This is a genomic window from Pseudomonas sp. GW821-FHT11D10 (assembly GCF_058808435.1).
In genome coordinates this window covers 63,403-79,167 of record NZ_JBXARR010000008.1, presented here as the reverse complement: position 1 = coordinate 79,167, position 15,765 = coordinate 63,403, and the positions used below count along the sequence as shown (strand labels likewise).

At 59.0% G+C, this 15,765-nt stretch carries 9 protein-coding genes; 2 read left to right on the top strand and 7 right to left on the bottom strand.

Annotated features, from left to right (window positions below):
* The first annotated feature begins 346 nt into the window (after positions 1 to 346).
* Positions 347 to 2,827, top strand: coding sequence for a TonB-dependent siderophore receptor (locus AC1RT4_RS22035; protein WP_493087850.1), 2,481 nt, complete (start codon positions 347 to 349; stop codon positions 2,825 to 2,827).
* Positions 2,828 to 2,953: 126 nt separating this feature from the next.
* Positions 2,954 to 3,976, top strand: a complete 1,023-nt coding sequence (locus AC1RT4_RS22030) for an IS110 family RNA-guided transposase (protein ID WP_493087848.1) — start codon at positions 2,954 to 2,956, stop codon at positions 3,974 to 3,976.
* A gap of 300 nt (positions 3,977 to 4,276) precedes the next feature.
* On the opposite strand, the gene AC1RT4_RS22025 is transcribed toward AC1RT4_RS22030, so the two are convergent.
* The 7 genes from AC1RT4_RS22025 to pvdM form a co-directional block, all read right to left on the bottom strand.
* Complete coding sequence (locus AC1RT4_RS22025) at positions 4,277 to 5,284, bottom strand: hypothetical protein (protein WP_493087846.1); 1,008 nt, start codon at positions 5,282 to 5,284, stop codon at positions 4,277 to 4,279.
* 30 nt (positions 5,285 to 5,314) lie between these two features.
* On the bottom strand, positions 5,315 to 5,929 hold the full coding sequence (locus AC1RT4_RS22020; protein ID WP_493087844.1) for a hypothetical protein: 615 nt from the start codon (positions 5,927 to 5,929) through the stop codon (positions 5,315 to 5,317).
* 150 nt (positions 5,930 to 6,079) lie between these two features.
* A complete protein-coding gene (locus AC1RT4_RS22015; RefSeq protein ID WP_493087842.1) occupies positions 6,080 to 10,231 on the bottom strand; it encodes an amino acid adenylation domain-containing protein in 4,152 nt (1,383 codons plus the stop codon).
* Positions 10,232 to 10,266: 35 nt separating this feature from the next.
* Positions 10,267 to 11,925, bottom strand: a complete 1,659-nt coding sequence (locus AC1RT4_RS22010; protein WP_493087840.1) for a cyclic peptide export ABC transporter — start codon at positions 11,923 to 11,925, stop codon at positions 10,267 to 10,269.
* An 85-nt stretch (positions 11,926 to 12,010) separates the two neighbouring features.
* Entirely contained in the window at positions 12,011 to 12,919 is a 909-nt protein-coding gene (gene pvdO / locus AC1RT4_RS22005) for a dihydropyoverdine dehydrogenase (RefSeq protein WP_493087838.1), read from the bottom strand.
* A gap of 39 nt (positions 12,920 to 12,958) precedes the next feature.
* Entirely contained in the window at positions 12,959 to 14,254 is a 1,296-nt protein-coding gene (pvdN, locus tag AC1RT4_RS22000) for a pyoverdine-tailoring periplasmic protein PvdN (protein ID WP_493087836.1), read from the bottom strand.
* Positions 14,251 to 15,621 (bottom strand): pyoverdine-tailoring dipeptidase-like protein PvdM, encoded by a 1,371-nt coding sequence (gene pvdM / locus AC1RT4_RS21995; protein ID WP_493087834.1) that lies wholly within the window; start codon positions 15,619 to 15,621, stop codon positions 14,251 to 14,253. Before pvdM ends, pvdN begins: the two co-directional genes overlap by 4 nt.
* Positions 15,622 to 15,765: the final 144 nt, after the last annotated feature.

Genomic DNA, 15,765 nt, shown 5'->3' with positions numbered 1-15,765 from the left:
TCGTTCGGCCAGGAAAAACCGTCGCCTCAGTGCGGCGGTTTTTTTTAATTTTTTTCACAAATGATAAACAAACGCATTCCGGTTTTTCCGGTCTGCACCGTCTTACTAACGTAAGCGCGTGAAACGACTCGAAAAAGGGCCTTTTCAGTCAGGTTTTCACGCGGCAACAAACGGATTTCTTACGCAACCCATGACCGGCCCGCGCCTCTGCGCGGGCGACTGCTGCCCGGGGAGGGGCCAGTCGATCGATTCACATGATTGAACGATCCCGGAGCGTGGGTGTGCATTTCGAGGGGCGCTCGGCGGCCCGCAGGCTTTTCCACTTCGACCAATAATAGAGAGCACAATGTCCGCAATTCACGAATTGAAACCCCTGTTCAAGGCCCTGGTGATTTCCCGAACGTTGCGCTCGCGCTCTGTGTTGGCGGGGATGGGCATGGCGTGCCTGCTGCCGCTCAGCGCTCAGGTTCTGGCCGAGGACAAAGCCTTCAATATCGCGGCACAGTCCCTGCCACAGGCGCTGCAGGCGTTTGGCGAGCAGAGCAACATGCAGGTCATCTACAGCGCCGATGATCTGGCGGGCCTCAAGAGCTTTGCGGTCAAAGGCAAGATGACACCGGAGTCGGCCATCGGCCAGCTCCTGCGCGGCACCGACGTGCGCTTCACCGTGGAAGGCAACACCCTGATGCTGGTGCGCAGTGGCAGCGCCAAGGGTCTGGAGCTGGGTGCCACCACGATCAACGCCAGCGCGCTGGGCACCACCACCGAAGGCACCAATTCCTACACCACCGGTGCCGTGACCATCGGCAAGGGCCAGCAGAAACTCAAGGACATCCCGCAGTCGGTCAGCGTCCTGACCCGCAAGCGCATGGATGACCAGAACATCAGCAACCTGACCCAGGCTGTGGAGGCCACCACCGGCCTGACAGCGCTGAAGTCACCGGGCCCGGGCATTTTCATTTACTCCCGTGGTTTCGACATCGAAGCGATCCAGTACGACGGCGTGCCGATCCCGCGCAACGTGTATGCGCTGGGGAGCTACATCACTGAAAACATGGCGATCTACGACCGCATGGAAGTGATCCGTGGCGCGGCCGGCCTGCTGCAAGGCGCGAACAGCCCGGGCGGCGCGATCAACATGGTGCGCAAGCGCGGCCAGGCCGAACCGACCGTGACCCTCACCGCCAAGGCAGGCAGCTGGGATCGTTATGGCTCCCAGGCTGACGTGGGTGGCCCGTTGAACGATGCCGGTACCATCCGTGGTCGTGCGGTGGTCAACTATGAAAAAGACCACTCGTTCACCGACTACGCCTGGAACTGGGAACAGACCGTGTACGGCGCCCTGGACTTCGATCTGGATGAAGACACCGTGCTCGGCATCGGTTTCAGCAACAAGAAGAGCCACGGCCGTCCATACCTGCTGGGCCTGCCGCGTTACGCCGACGCGAGCAACATCAATCTGCCGCGCTCGACCTACACCGGTGCAACCTGGAACCGTTCGATGAACGACCAGACTGCGGTGTACGCCGACCTTGAACACCACTTCAACGACAGCTGGAAAATCAAGGCCTCGGCCATCGCCATGAACGAGTCCAACGAGGCGACTTATCAGTTCGTTGCCGGCGTGGTTCCAGTGGGCGGCAGCACCGGCCCGCGTTTCTCCGACTACTCGACTGACTTCGCGAACAAGAACCGCGCGTTCGATATCTACCTCGACGGCCAGTTTGAAGGCTTCGGCTTCAAGCAAGGCCTGACCGTGGGCGCCAACTATTCCAAGTTCACCAGCGATGACAAATACGCTCGCCAGTTCACCCCGGGCGTAGACATCTTCGACATCGATCACAATCGTCCGCAGAAGTCGTTCGACATGATCGCCGACGCCGCCAACCTGGCCGTGAGCACTTACGATGTTCGCCAGAAGGGCCTTTACGGCAGTTACAAGATCAACCTGACCGATCCGCTGACCCTGATCCTCGGTGCGCGTACCAGCTGGTATGACTTCTCTTTTGACCAGGACAACTACTTCGCCCGCGAACTGCAGGAAGGCGGCGAGAAGAACTCGATCAAGAGCACCGGCCGTGTGACACCTTACGTCGGTATGGTGTATGCGCTGAACGAACAGTGGTCGGCCTACGGCAGTGTTGCCGAAGTGTTCATTCCGCAAACCCAGTTGACCAAAGAGAAGACTGCGCTCAAGCCGATCGAAGGCACCAACTACGAGTTGGGGATCAAGGGCGAGTTGATGGATGGCCGCTTCAACACCTCCCTGGCGTTGTTCCGCTACATCCAGAAAAACCGCGCGGTGTCTGACCTGACCACCGACATCGAAGGGCCTGAGGCCTGCAACGGCTGGTACTGCTCGACGGCGTCGGGCAAGGTTCGCAGCCAGGGGCTGGAGGCGGAAATCGCCGGTGAATTGTTCGATGGCATGCAGATTTCCAGCGGCTATACCTACAACACCACCAAGTTCCTTGAAGACTCCGACCTCAAGGGCAAGCGCTTCGCCACCGGTACGCCGATGCACATGTTTCGCCTGTGGGGCGACTACACCCTGCCGGGCGACTTCAACAAGGTCAGCGTCGGTGCCGGCGTGAATGCCCAGAGCAGCACGGTCAGCTTCGACCGCAGCTTCGATCTGCCGGGCTTTGCCATCTGGGGTTCGCGTGTTGCCTACCAGGCCACCGACGAGGTCAATCTGGCCGTCAACCTGAACAACATGTTCGACAAGCGCTACATCATTCCGGCCTTCGCCCAGATCAACAGCAACAGCTACTACGGCGACCCGCGTAACGTGATGTTCAGCGTGACGTACAAACCGCAGTTCTGATCCACCAGTAATACCTGAACCCGGTCTGCTATTGCAGGCCGGGTTTAATGAGATGGTCAGCCTGACCGAGAAGCCCTGCAGGTTTACGCTTGCAGGGCTTTTCTCGTTTTCGGCGGAGGATCTCTCATGAACACGATGACGCTTCTCGGTATCGACATTGGCAAACACAGTTTCCACCTGCATGGCCAGGATGCCAAAGGTCATCAGGTACTGCGCAAGAAAACCAATCGCGGCCAATTGCTCAGCACCTTGGCCCAGCTACCGGCCTGCACGGTGGTGATGGAGTCATGCGGCGGCGCTCACTGGCTGGCTCGACAGATCGGCACTTTGGGCCACGAGGTGAAGCTGATCGCCCCGCAGTACGTCAAACCGTTCGTCAAAGGCAACAAAAACGACTTCATTGATGCCGAAGCGATTTGCGAGGCGGCAAGCCGCCCCGCGATGCGCTTCTGCTCGATCAAAACCGCAGAGCAACAAACGCTTTCAGCGCTGCATCGTGTCCGAGATTCCCTGATTGGCCATCGCACCGTCGCGATCAACCAGATTCATGTGTTTCTGCTGGAGTTCGGGATCAGCCTGCCTATTGGAACCGCTGCGCTGCACCGTGTGCCGACGTTGCTCGAAAATCCACAACACTCGGTGCCGTTGCGCCTCAAGGATTTGGTGATGTGTCTCTACCGGCAGATTCAACAACTGGACCAAGAGATCAAGGACATCGAGTCCGACCTCAAGCAACAGTTGAAAGAGGACGACGCCGGAAGCCGTTTGCAGAGCATCCCTGGCATCGGCCCGATCACTGCCAGCGCCTTGCTGGCAGATATAGGGGATGTCTCGAACTATCGCAGCGCACGTGATTTCTCGGCTTCGTTGGGGTTGGTACCGAAACAGCATTCAACCGGTGGAAAGACAGTGCTGCTGGGGATCACAAAACGCGGCGACAAGCACATACGCCGGCTGTTGGTGCAGGGCGCACGAGCCATCATGCAGCATATCGACGGTAGGGATGATGCGTTGGGGCCTTGGGTTCGAGAGCTGCTGACGCGTCGGCACTCCAATATCGTCGCCTGCGCGCTGGCGAACAAACTGGTGCGAATCGTGTGGGCGGTACTGGCCAAAGACGGCCAGTACGACCCACATCCGAACGCTTGAACGTACAGCTTTAACACCGGCTTTGCGACGTCACTGACTGATGACAGTAAACGGCAAACGGCCCGACTGAGAACCTGGCAATAAAATCAGCTTCAGAAGCTGAGGTTTTTTTCAGGACAGTCGGGAGCGGCTACTCATCGAGGGCCGAGCGTTGTGGCGCAACGCTCACAATGAGCCCGGATACATTAGCGCAAGCCAGCTTTACCGAAAACAGCCCATGAGGTTGCAGGAGATGGGCTGACCATACATTTTATTGCCTAGGCTGTTGTTAGTTACAACGTATTGCTCGAATTTTTCGATCTATGGAGGCCCTAGCGTGAATCCCCCATCAAACCCCGAAAATTTGTTTTGGATGTGAGGGAATGTGATGCTTAAATTAAAAAAATTTACAATGGATACTGGTGATGGCGAAATCAACGTTACGGGCTCACCGGTTTGCATTTTTAGATCATCCATGAATTGACGTGTGGAACGTAATAGATTGGGGGTGGGAAGGTGTTTCAATGTGTGGCGTATGTTTCTTGCGTTTATTGCTATATAAGAAACAGCTATTAATTTGGATGTGGTTTTTTTGAATAGTCGAGCCAGTGCTGCATAAATACCGTTACTTTTTTTGGGTAATAGTAGTTTTGCGACTTTTGGGTATTTTCTTGAGAGCCATAATGTCGCATTCGTCGTTTCCACGAATTGGCGTCTGATGTTTTGAATGCCAGAAAGCTTGATGGGTAGTCTTGCTACGCATGCCCAGCTTTTAATTACGAATTTGTTGTTGTGCCCGTCTGCTCGTAAGCGAGTGATGGCGGAGGCAATTTCTGAAGATTTGGCAATGATGTTCGGGTTTTTATCATCTATATGAAAGGCCAGCGCAGACCCCTTATCAAAGCTCAGCGATAAACCATTGCCGATCGGAAATGTAAAACCTTTTGCCCCAATCAATAACTGAAGTAATGTACTTAAAACCAGAAATGTGCTGAATACCCAATCAGGAAGGTGTTGATGAGAGGGTAGCTCCGAAAAGCTTGTTCCAGAATCGAAAGTGGCTAGCGCGACATCGATTAGCAATACAGAAAAGCTTACGGGAGCACAAATGGCCAACGTTATTGATAAAATCTTGATTGGCCACAAGCTGAATGCTCGCAGCAATAAAACATATGTCTTTGAGTTTAGCTTGGAGGAAAGGTCTCTATTGTTTTTCTTCGCACAATATATTTGTATGGTGTGTATTCCGATTGTTCCACCAATGATTGAGACTAATAGTGACCAGATGAAGCCTGGGTTGATTATCAAGTCCATTGATTCTATATGCATTTTATTTCTGCTTGTGGGTGTGTGTTTTGTTTATGCGATGTTTGCTTTGGATATGAGTTTTCTTTTTCTCTTTTCCGTTATGTGAGCACTAAATACTTCTATCGCTGGATAGGACTGTTCACCCCCTGCGGCTTTTCTGAAGTGTTTAAGTAATTCGTGACCATCTGCGGGTCGAAACAAGTAGGAGAATTGTGATTCAATGATTTCTTTGTCAACTACAGCATACTGCCAGGCAACAAGTGTGAACTCTAGTGAATTCAAGTATGAGATTGTGTGCCATCTGAGCTCGGTGGATTGTGCTTCTGTAAGTGTGATGTTTTCTTCTGGCTTGTCGAGGCCTTTAAGTTTTTCGCCGAAAAGTTGGACGAGCAATGCTTCGTGTTTTCTGCCGATTTGAAGTTCCTGCTGGCCGAGTACTTCTCTGCATTGTTCTTCAGTCAGACATTCAATTATTTTTCTGGCCAGCGAACCTTCTTTTTTTAAATTTTTTGCCCATTCCATCAAAACATCAACGGATTTTTCTCGCCTGGACCGCTCATGGTCGGCTTTGACCTGGCGATGGCTTATATACACTTGCCAAGTAATACCGATGACAGCAAGAGCCGCAATGATAGTGGCGATATTTGACCAGTCTTGTAACGTCATGAATCCATTTCCAACAGTGAAAAAGCAATACTTCAGGTGATGATATCACGATGACATTACTACTAGGCGTGCTTGGTCGCTGTGTGACAGCCATGCGGAAAAAAACCGTCAATAAACGATTGACGGTTTTTTGGGGGGGGCGCAGAGCGCTCAGCGCACTCGATTACTGCTAAGGAACGTGTCGATCAGGGGTTCGAGCAATTCATCCTGGAAGATCATGCTGCGGTGTTCCAGCGGTGACAGCAGCGAGCAGTTCAGTTCACCCGACAGGCTGTAACGCTGAATCAATGCCTGGCTGAACGCCAGTTCTTCTGCGGTTTTTTCCGGGACTGCCCACCAGCAACTCGGTTTGACCCGCAGTGGCTTGAAGGTGAAGGCATCGAAGGCTTCCACCAGACGCTCGTGTACCGAGAACGCCTGGGCGTTCATGACTTCACTCTTGATGTTCTGCACGATGGCCAGCAAGTCGCCTTGGCCCGGTTCGACCTGACCGGCCGCCCAGTCATAGAAGTCCTTGACGCTGCCGTGCGGCGACGTTTGCAGGTAGGCATTGGTGCGCGGTGCCAGGGTCGGGAACAACAGATTGAAGTAGTGCACGGCGTCGAGCACTTCTTCCGAGGTGACGCCGAGCGCTTCGTCGTCCGTTCGCTGGAAGCGTGGCAGGTCGGCAGGGAAGGCCGACGCCGGCACGGTGCCGTCGACCAGCCCCAGAAACGCCACATCGTGACCCTGAGACTCCAGCGTCGCGGCCACGTCCATGGCCAGCGGGCCACCCAGCGACCAGCCCATCAGGTGATAAGGCCCCTGCGGCTGGGTGTTGACGATTTCACGGCTGTAGTCGGCGATCATCTCTGACCAGGTTTGCGCGTCGTTGTGTTGCTGCGCGAAGCCGCGATGCATCACGCCGTAGACTTTCGCCCGGTTGTTCAAGCGTTTGGCCAGCGGCTGATAGCAGAACACGATGCCACCGCTGGGGTGCAGGCAGAACAGTGCCGGTGCGTCGGCCGGTGCGTTGTTGAGTTCGACCACGCACTGCGCGGTTGCGAAATGCTGGCGGGCGACGAAAGCGGACAGTTCGGCGATGGTCGGGTGGGCCAGCAACTCTTGCAGACGTACTTCGATGTCGAGCTGCGCCTTCAGTTGAGCGATCAACTGGATCGCGAGAATCGAATGGCCGCCCAACTCGAAAAAGTTGTCGGTGATCCCGACGCGCTCGATGTTCAACGATTGCTGCCAAAGACTGGCCAGCGCTTCTTCCAGGGGATTGCCCGGCGCCACGTAACTGCGTTGCCAGAGGCTGGCATCCGGTTCCGGCAGGGCCTTGCGGTCGAGTTTGCCGTTGGCGTTCAACGGGAAGCACTCAAGGAACAGCAGGTGTGCAGGCACCATGTAATCGGGCAATTGCGCCCGCAGAGCGGCGATCAGGGTGTCGCGCAGTTCCGTCGAATCCGGTGCGATGACGTAGGCCACCAACTGCAGGCCGCTCGGGCCGTCGTGGGTCAGCACCGCGCAATCCTGCACCTGCGGCTGATCGAGCAGTCGCGCCTCGATCTCGCCCAGTTCGATGCGGAAGCCGCGGATTTTTACTTGATGGTCAATTCGTCCGACGTATTCGATGCTGCCGTCGTTGCAGTATTTCGCCAGGTCGCCGGTACGGTACAGACGCCCACCCGGAACGCTGTCGAACGGGTCGGGGATAAAGCGCGTGGCGGTCAGGTCGGTGCGGTTCAGGTAACCCCGGGCCAGCCCGGCACGACCGATGTACAGCTCGCCGGTACAGCCTTTGGCGACCGGGTTGAGACCTTCATCCAGCAGATACCAGGACAGGTCGGCAATAGGCACGCCGATGGGGCTGGCGGACTCGGTGCTCAGGTCAGCCAGTGACAGCGGCCGGTAGGTGACGTGAACGGTGGTTTCGGTGATGCCGTACATGTTGATCAGTTGCGGGGCCTGATCGCCGAAGCGTTCGAACCAGGGGCGCAGGCTTTTCACCTCGATCGCCTCACCGCCGAAAATCACGTAGCGCAGGTGCTGGGTCAACGACTGGTCAGGTTCACAGGCGACTTTCATCAGTTGCTTGAACGCCGACGGCGTCTGGTTCAGCACGCTGACTTTCTCCTCGCAGAGCAGCGTGTAGACGTCCTGCGGAGAACGGCTGACGGCGTGCGGCACGATCACCAGGCGACCGCCATACAGCAGCGCACCAAAGATCTCCCAGACCGAGAAGTCGAAGGCATAGGAGTGGAACAGGCTCCAGACATCGTTCTGATCGAAGCCGAACCAACCGCTGGTGGCTTCGAACAGGCGCACCACGTTGTGATGTGCGAGCAGGGCACCCTTGGGTTTGCCGGTCGAGCCGGAGGTGTAGATCACGTACGCCAGATTGTCCGGCTGCACGGCCACGTCGGGGTTGTGCTCGGCGGCGTCGCTCAGGTTCGTGGCGTCGTCGAGCAGCACGCAGCGCACATGGGCCGGCAAAGGCAATTGCTCACGCAGATGGGACTGGGTCAGTACCCAGTCGATGCGGCTGTCTTCGATCATGTAGGCCAGGCGATCAGCCGGGTAGGCCGGATCCAGTGGCACATAGGCGCCGCCGGCCTTGAGAATCGCCAGCAGGCCGATCAGCATCTGCGGCGAGCGCTCGGCGGCGATGCCCACCAGCACGTCCGGGCCGACACCGTTGGCGATCAAACGGTGGGCCAGACGGTTGGCCTGACGGTTGAGCTCGGCGTAACTGACCTGTTGTGCGCCGAAGGTCAGGGCGATGGCGGTGCCCTTGCGGGCGACCTGCGCTTCGATCAACTGGTGCAGGCACAGCGACGGGGTGATTCGGGTCTGCTGCGGGTTCCATTCGGCGAGGGTCTGCCGATGCTCTTCGGCATCAAGCAACTGCAACTCGTCCAGGCGCAAATCGGGGCGGGCGATCAGTTGCAGCAGCAGTTGTTGCCAGTGCCGGGCCATGCGCTCGATGGTGTCGGAGGTGTAGAGGTCGCGGCTGTATTCGAAGGTGGCTTGCAGGCTCTGCGGGCTGAAGTCGACGTCCAGCGACAGGTCGAACTTGGCCTGGCTTTCGCCGGCATCGAGAAATTGCAGGTTCAGCCCGCCCCATTCCACGGACGCCGGTTCGCCGCCGCCTGTGCGCCAGTTGAACAGCACCTGGAACAGCGGATTGAGCGAGGTCGCACTGCCGCGTTGCAGTTGATCGAACAGCAACTCCAGCGGGTAATCGGCGTGTTCCAGTGTCGCCAGCGAATGCGCGCGCAAGGCGTGCAGGAAGTCCCGCACCGGTTGCTGGCCGTCGAGCGTCGCCTTGTACACCTGACTGCTGACAAAAAAGCCCACCAGTTCCTGGCTGTCACTGCGGTTGCGGCTGGCGTTAGGCACGCCGACGGTGAATTCGCGTTGCTGACTGTAACGGGCCAGCAGCAATTGCCACGCGCCCATCGCCAGCACGAACGGGGTCAGGCCTTCGTTCTGGCAGAAACGGTTGAGGGCTTGCAGCGCTGTGGGCTCAAGGCTCAGGGAATGACGCCCGGCCAGGTGTTGCTGGCCTTCGGCGCGGGCATGATCGATCGGCAATTCGAGCACTGGCAGTTCACGGCCCAGATACTGACGCCAGTAATGGTCGGCGCGCTTGCAGGCCACACCGTCGAGGTACTCGCTGCGTTGCCACTGCGCGTAGTCGCTGTACTGGATCGGCAACTCGCTCAGCTCCGGGGCGAGGCCGGCGTTGGCCTGCGCATAGGCGCGCGCCAGATCCTGCATGAGGATCGCGTTGGACCAGGCGTCAGACACGATGTGGTGCATGTTCAGCAACAACACGTGTTCACGCTCGGCGGTCTTGACCAGGGTGGTGCGGATCAGCGGTGCGCGGCTCAGGTCGAACGGTTGCAGGGCCTGGGTTTGCAGGCGTTGTTCCAGGTGCAGGCGACGGGAGTCCTCATCCAGTGAGGACAGGTCCTGGCGCTTGAGGTTCAGGCGTGTCTGGCGCTCGACCACCTGGGTCGGCACACCGTCGATTTCGTGAAAGGCAGTACGCAGGATGTCGTGGCGGTCGATCACCGCGTTGAGCGCGGTTTCCAGCGCTTGCGGATCGAGGTCGCCGTCCAGGCGCAGGGCGCGCGGCAAGTTGTAGGCAGCATTCGCCGGTGCCTGTTGCTGCACCAGCCACAGACGTTGCTGGGCGTACGACAGCGGCGCCCGATCCAGGCGCACGCGGCGGGTGGCGACCGGGTCTGGCTCGACGGCGTCGGCATCGGCCAACAGCAGCGCCAGCAGGTCATCATCAAGAAGTTCGTTCATGGCTTTCTCTTAACACTCGACAGGGGCGGGCCGTTTCAGCAGACGGCTGCCGGGGCTTTTTCGCTGATGACCTGGCCGCCTTGCATGCGTACCAGTTGGTCGGCGACGTCGAAATAACGGTCGTCGTGGGAGATCACAATGATGGTCTTGCCCAGGTATTTGAGTTCCGGCAGCAGCTCGGTGTAGAAAATCCGCCGGAACACCGGGTCCTGATCGGCCGCCCATTCGTCGAACACCAGCACCGGACGTTCCTCCAGCCAGGCATTGAGCAGGGCCAGACGCTTGCGCTGGCCGGTGGACAGGTCGGTGGTGCTGAACGCGCCATCGCGAATGCTGACCTTGTGCGAAATCTCCAGGCGTTCGAGGTAGCGGTTGGCGTCCTCGGGCACTTGTTGATCGCCTTGTACCAGTTCGTCGAACAGGTAGTAGTCGGCAAAAATCGTGGTGAACAACTGACGGTAATCGTCACGGTTCTCAGCCACCACGGGTGCGCCGTTGAGCAGGATTTCCCCGCCCTTTGGCGCATACAGCCCCAACAGCAATTTGATCAGGGTGGTTTTTCCGCCGCCGTTCTCGCCGACGATGAACACAATCTCGCCCTGACGGATCGACAGATTGACCGGGCCGAGCGTGAACGGTTTGTTGTCGTCCACAGCGGCAAAGGCGTAGTGGACATCACGCAGTTCCAGATGCTCGACTACCGGTTTGGCGCTGGCGGTGTCGCTCAACAGCAGATGGGGTTCCGGGGAGGAGAACTGCTCCGCCAGATCGGCAATGCGCTTGAAGGCGATGTTGGCGCGACTGACGACCGGCAGGGTGGTCACCAGGTATTCCAGCGGGCCTTTCATGTACAGCAGCACCAGCACGAAACCGCTGAGCACCGCTTTGTCGGTGCCCAGCCAGAAGGATTGCAGGGCAAGTGCCAGGCCGATCACCACGAAGAACAGCATCGAGCCAAACGTTTTGGCGACCACGAAGGTGTTGATCGAACGAATGTGGGTGTTGCAGATGTAATCGGCGGTGCCTTCGATGCGCTGACTGAACATGCGCTGACGGCGCGGGCGATGGATGCGCAGTTCCTTGGCGCCGGCCGCGATGGCGCTGTAGTGCTTTTGCAGTTCGTCTTCGGCTTCACGGGCGGCTTCGAAACCCTTGATGCCTTTGGCCCGGGCGATGTACTGCACGACGGTGCCGATGACGATCGCCACCAACAGCAGCGCAAACATCGGCACCGAGAGGTAGGCCAGGTAACCCAGGCAACCGAGGGTGACGGTGAAGGCGATGGCCAGCGGCGCGAAGGAAAACGCAAAGTCACTGACGGTGTCGACGTCATGGGTCAGCACCGGAATCAGGCGATGGCTGCGAAAGCGTTCGATCTGTTCGATCGGCGCCAGCAGGACTTTTTCGCCAAGGGATTTTCGCAGTCCGGCAATGATGTGCTGGCCGACATGGTTGGTGCCGATGTCGGACAGGATCGAGCTCAACAGCGCCAGGGCACAGAGCCCGGCAAAACTGGCGAGCACGCCCAGCGACGGGCTGCCGTTGGCGTTCAGGGCGTCATTGATGGTCGCCAGCAACGCCGTGACGCTGAGGCCGCCGACCATGCCGAGCATGATCGAGATCATGACCACCAGCCAATAGGGCTTGAGCAGGCTGAGAACTTCGCTGATGGCGCCACGGGATTTAGTGGTCATGGGGGATTCCGCTTTTGAAGGCCGCTGGGGCGATGATTCGAGAAAAACCGGGAGGGCGTCGGCACGAAAGCCGACGCCGGGTGGATCAGAGGTCGCGGGCTACACGAAAGCCCAGCCAGTCGCCACGCACTTTGGGGTAGACCGCGTTGCGGTTGCCGGAACGCGAGAACACCGGCGCTTCGCCCCAGTCATTGCCGCGGATGCGCTGGATGGTGCAGTCGCCGGTCAGCCATGCACTGCCGTCACTCGGGGCGCCGACGTAGTTTTCGTTGTAGCAGTCGGCCGTCCATTCGTAGACGTTGCCGTGCATGTCATAAACCCCGAAGGCGTTGGCCGGAAAGCTGCCGGCCGGCGCGGTGAAGTTGTAGCCATCGGCGGCGCCATAGGTGTTGGCATGTTTGGCGATGCTGTATTCCTTGCCCTCATCGAACGGGAACGGGAAGGGCCCGGTACTGCCGGCACGCGCCGCGTATTCGCGCAGGGATTCACTGACCAGACGGTATTGCTTGCCGGTCTTTTTCGAGAGCCACGCCACGTACGCGTTGACCTCGGCGAAGTCCATGCACACGGCGGGATGTTTGTCGGTGTACTGCTTGCGCGGGTCGCTGCCCGCGTAATCCGGAATCCCGGCCTTGCACGCGCGGCCCTCGCGATCATCGCCGTCGGGCATCTGATAACCGGTGTCCTTGAGGTAGGCGTCCCACTGGCCCCGAAGGACCTGGAAACGGCTGATGGCCAGCGGTTTGGCGAACGTCACCGGGTGCATCGGGCCTTCGTCCGGTTCGCGGCCGACTTCGTCTTCCGGGGTGCCCATGGTGAACGTGCCGGTGGGCAGCACGACCATTTCCGGGCAGTCCTTGCAGTCTTTGAACACCTTGCCCGGCTGCAGCGGTTCAGCCGCCTGCGCCAGCCCCGGCAACAGGCTGGCGAGCAGGGCGGCCAGGGTCAGCGCGGGGAGCGATTTGATGGAAAAACTACGTAGCTCACTGTTCATCATTTCTCTCGATAACAGGTTTAAAGGAGTTCGCGGTGCTCAGATCTGGCTGACGAGCACGGTCATGAAACGGTCGATTTCTTGTTCGTTGTTCAACAGGCCCGGCGCGCTGCGAATGACCGGGCCGACGTCGCGGTCGACGGCATCGGCGATCACCTTGTGCTGCATCAGGTAGGCGGCGATCTTGTCGCAGTCCTTGCCCTTGACCCGGAAGAAGGTGAAACCGGCTGACAGTTCGGGGCTGAGCGGCGTGACCAGTTCGATCTGCGGGTGTTCCTGGAGGCGCTTTTTCAGATAGCTGTTCAAGGCGTGAATGCGCGCCTGGACGTCGGCCTTGCCCAGTTGCAGGTGCAATTTGAACGCTTCGTTCAAGGCCCAGCGATGCTCGAAGGCGTGATAGCCACCGGGGGTCATGGTGGTGGAAAACGCGGTGGCTTCGGAGAAGGTCGGAATGATCGGCGTGACGTACCTGACCTGATCGAAACGGCTGCAGACGATGCCGGTGCCACGCGGGCCGAACATCCATTTGTGGGTGCCGGCGATGAAGAAGTCGCAGTTCATCGCCGGGAAGCTCAGGTCGTCGACGCCGAAGCCGTGCACGCCGTCCACCAGATAGATGATCCGGTTATCGTCCGAACGGCCCTTGTTGTGCTTGTCGACCAACGCGCCGATGTCGGCGATCGGCAGTTTCACGCCGCTGCCCGAATGCACCCAGCACATGCCCAGTACACGGGTTTCGGGGCGGATGTTGCTGTCGATGGCCGCGAGGATTTCGGCCTTGGTCGCCGTGTGCGGATCCTTGAACAGACGGATCTTGCGCACCTTGGTGCCTTCACGCTGTGTGCGCAGCGCGAGGATGGTGTGGGTGGCGTAGTGTTCGTGCTGAGTGGTGAGGATTTCCTGATCGGCACGCACATGGGCGCCGCCGTAAATCATCGCCAGGCCTTCGGTGGTGCTGCCGGTCAGGGCGATCTGTCTGGCATCGGCTTGCAGATAGCGCCCGGCCCAGACCCTGACTTCCTCCTCGCGCTGCTCGATCATGCCCAGGTCCCAGTCCATTGCCAGCCCCGGGTTTTTGTCGAGGGCGGCGCGGTGCAGGGCGATGGCGTCACGCACCGGTCTGGGGTGCGAGGTGATCAGGAAGTTGGAGAAGTGCAGGCAGTCCGGATCCTGCTCGAACAGCGTACGCAGTTGCGCCCACTTGTCCTGTGCCGGCGCTGCTGGCGCAACGTTCGCGGTGCTGGCGGTGCTGGCGCCTTGGGCGATGCCCGATGCCAGCGGCAGGCCGGCGGCGAGAATCCCCGCCTGCTTGAGAAACGTACGACGATCACTCATGGCTTGATCTTGTCCTGCTGTGAAATCAGCGCAGGTCGGGCGGCTTTCTGCACCTGATCCCAGACCCGCAGGAAGTTGCCGCCCCAGAGCTTGGCGATGTCGGCTTCGGAGTAGCCGCGCGAAATCAGTTCGGCGGTGACGTTGGGGATGTCGCCGACGTTCTCCCAGCCTTTGACGCCGCCCCCTTCGTTGAAGTCGGAGCTGATGCCGACGTGGTCGATGCCGATCTTGCGCACGGTGTAATCGATGGCGTCGCCGTAATCCTTGAGCGTGGCTTTGGGTTCTTCGTCGAGGATCGCGTAGAGGCGGCTGGCGTACTGGCCGAACTTGGCCTCGGGCCATGCGGCGATGATCGGGTCGCCCGGCATCAGCGCCACGGCGAGGTTGGGCAGTGGCGGCAGGTCGAAGCTCTTGCGCAGTTCGTTGAGCTTGTCCTGGGTGGTCTGGGTCAGCGGGCGCAGGTACTGCGAGAAGCCCACCACCTGCACCACGCCGCCGCTGTTCTTGATCAGTTGCAGTTCTTTGTCGCTGAGGTTGCGGGGGATGTCGACCATCGCCCGTGGCGCCGAGTGCGAGGCGACCATCGGCGTGCGGCTCAGTTGTGCGACTTGCTCCAGGGCTTTGGTCGACATCTGCGACACGTCGATGATCACGCCCAGATCGTTGAGGCGCTTGACCGCTTGCTTGCCGAGGTCGGAGAGGCCGTCGAGCGCATCCGGCGAGTCATTGAAGAACGGCAGCGGCCGGGACGAGTCGGCCCAGTCGTTGTTGCCGATGTAGCTGAAACCGAACATGCGCATGCCGCGCGCCGTCCACAGGTCCAGCAGGTTCAGGTCGTGGCCCAATGGGTAGGCGTTGAGCATGCTGATGAAAATCGCGAACTTGCCTTCGCCGTGCAGACGCCGGAAATCATCGGGCGTGTAGGCAATTCCGACTTGATTGGGGAAGTCGCGGACCATGCCGGAGATGATCTTGTAGCGGATTTCCTGCTGGTTGCGCGCCTCTTCAACGAAACCCGCCGTGGGCTTGTGCGGTGCATTGGCGCCGTTCCACAGCTCCGGCCAGCCGAAAATCGTCAGCGCCGCACCGGACAGTTGCCCGCGATTGGCCTTGATCAGGTCGAATTGCCCGGAACCGTCCTTGTCGGCTTCATTGCCGTGGGTGCCGAAGTCCTGGAGGACGGTGATGTGGCTGTCGAACGAGAGCATGTGCTGGTGCATCTCGCGGGCCTGGTCCATCACCTTGGCCGGATAGCCGGGGTTGTCGTTGAGCCAGTAATCCCAGGCTGCGAAGCCTGCTGCGGCACTGATCGCCAGGGCCAGTGGCAGGCCAATGAAAAGAGCCTTTTTCGAACGTGGTTTTGTCATTGCCATCTCAGTCAGGTTCGCCGTCGAGGTGCTGGCGCAGGGGCCATTGCTATCTGGAAAGAACGAGTGATTGGCAACGAAATTTAGTCGCATCGCCCTGTGGCGAGGGCGCCCTTAAATTTGTCGGGGCAGCGTACGTTCTAG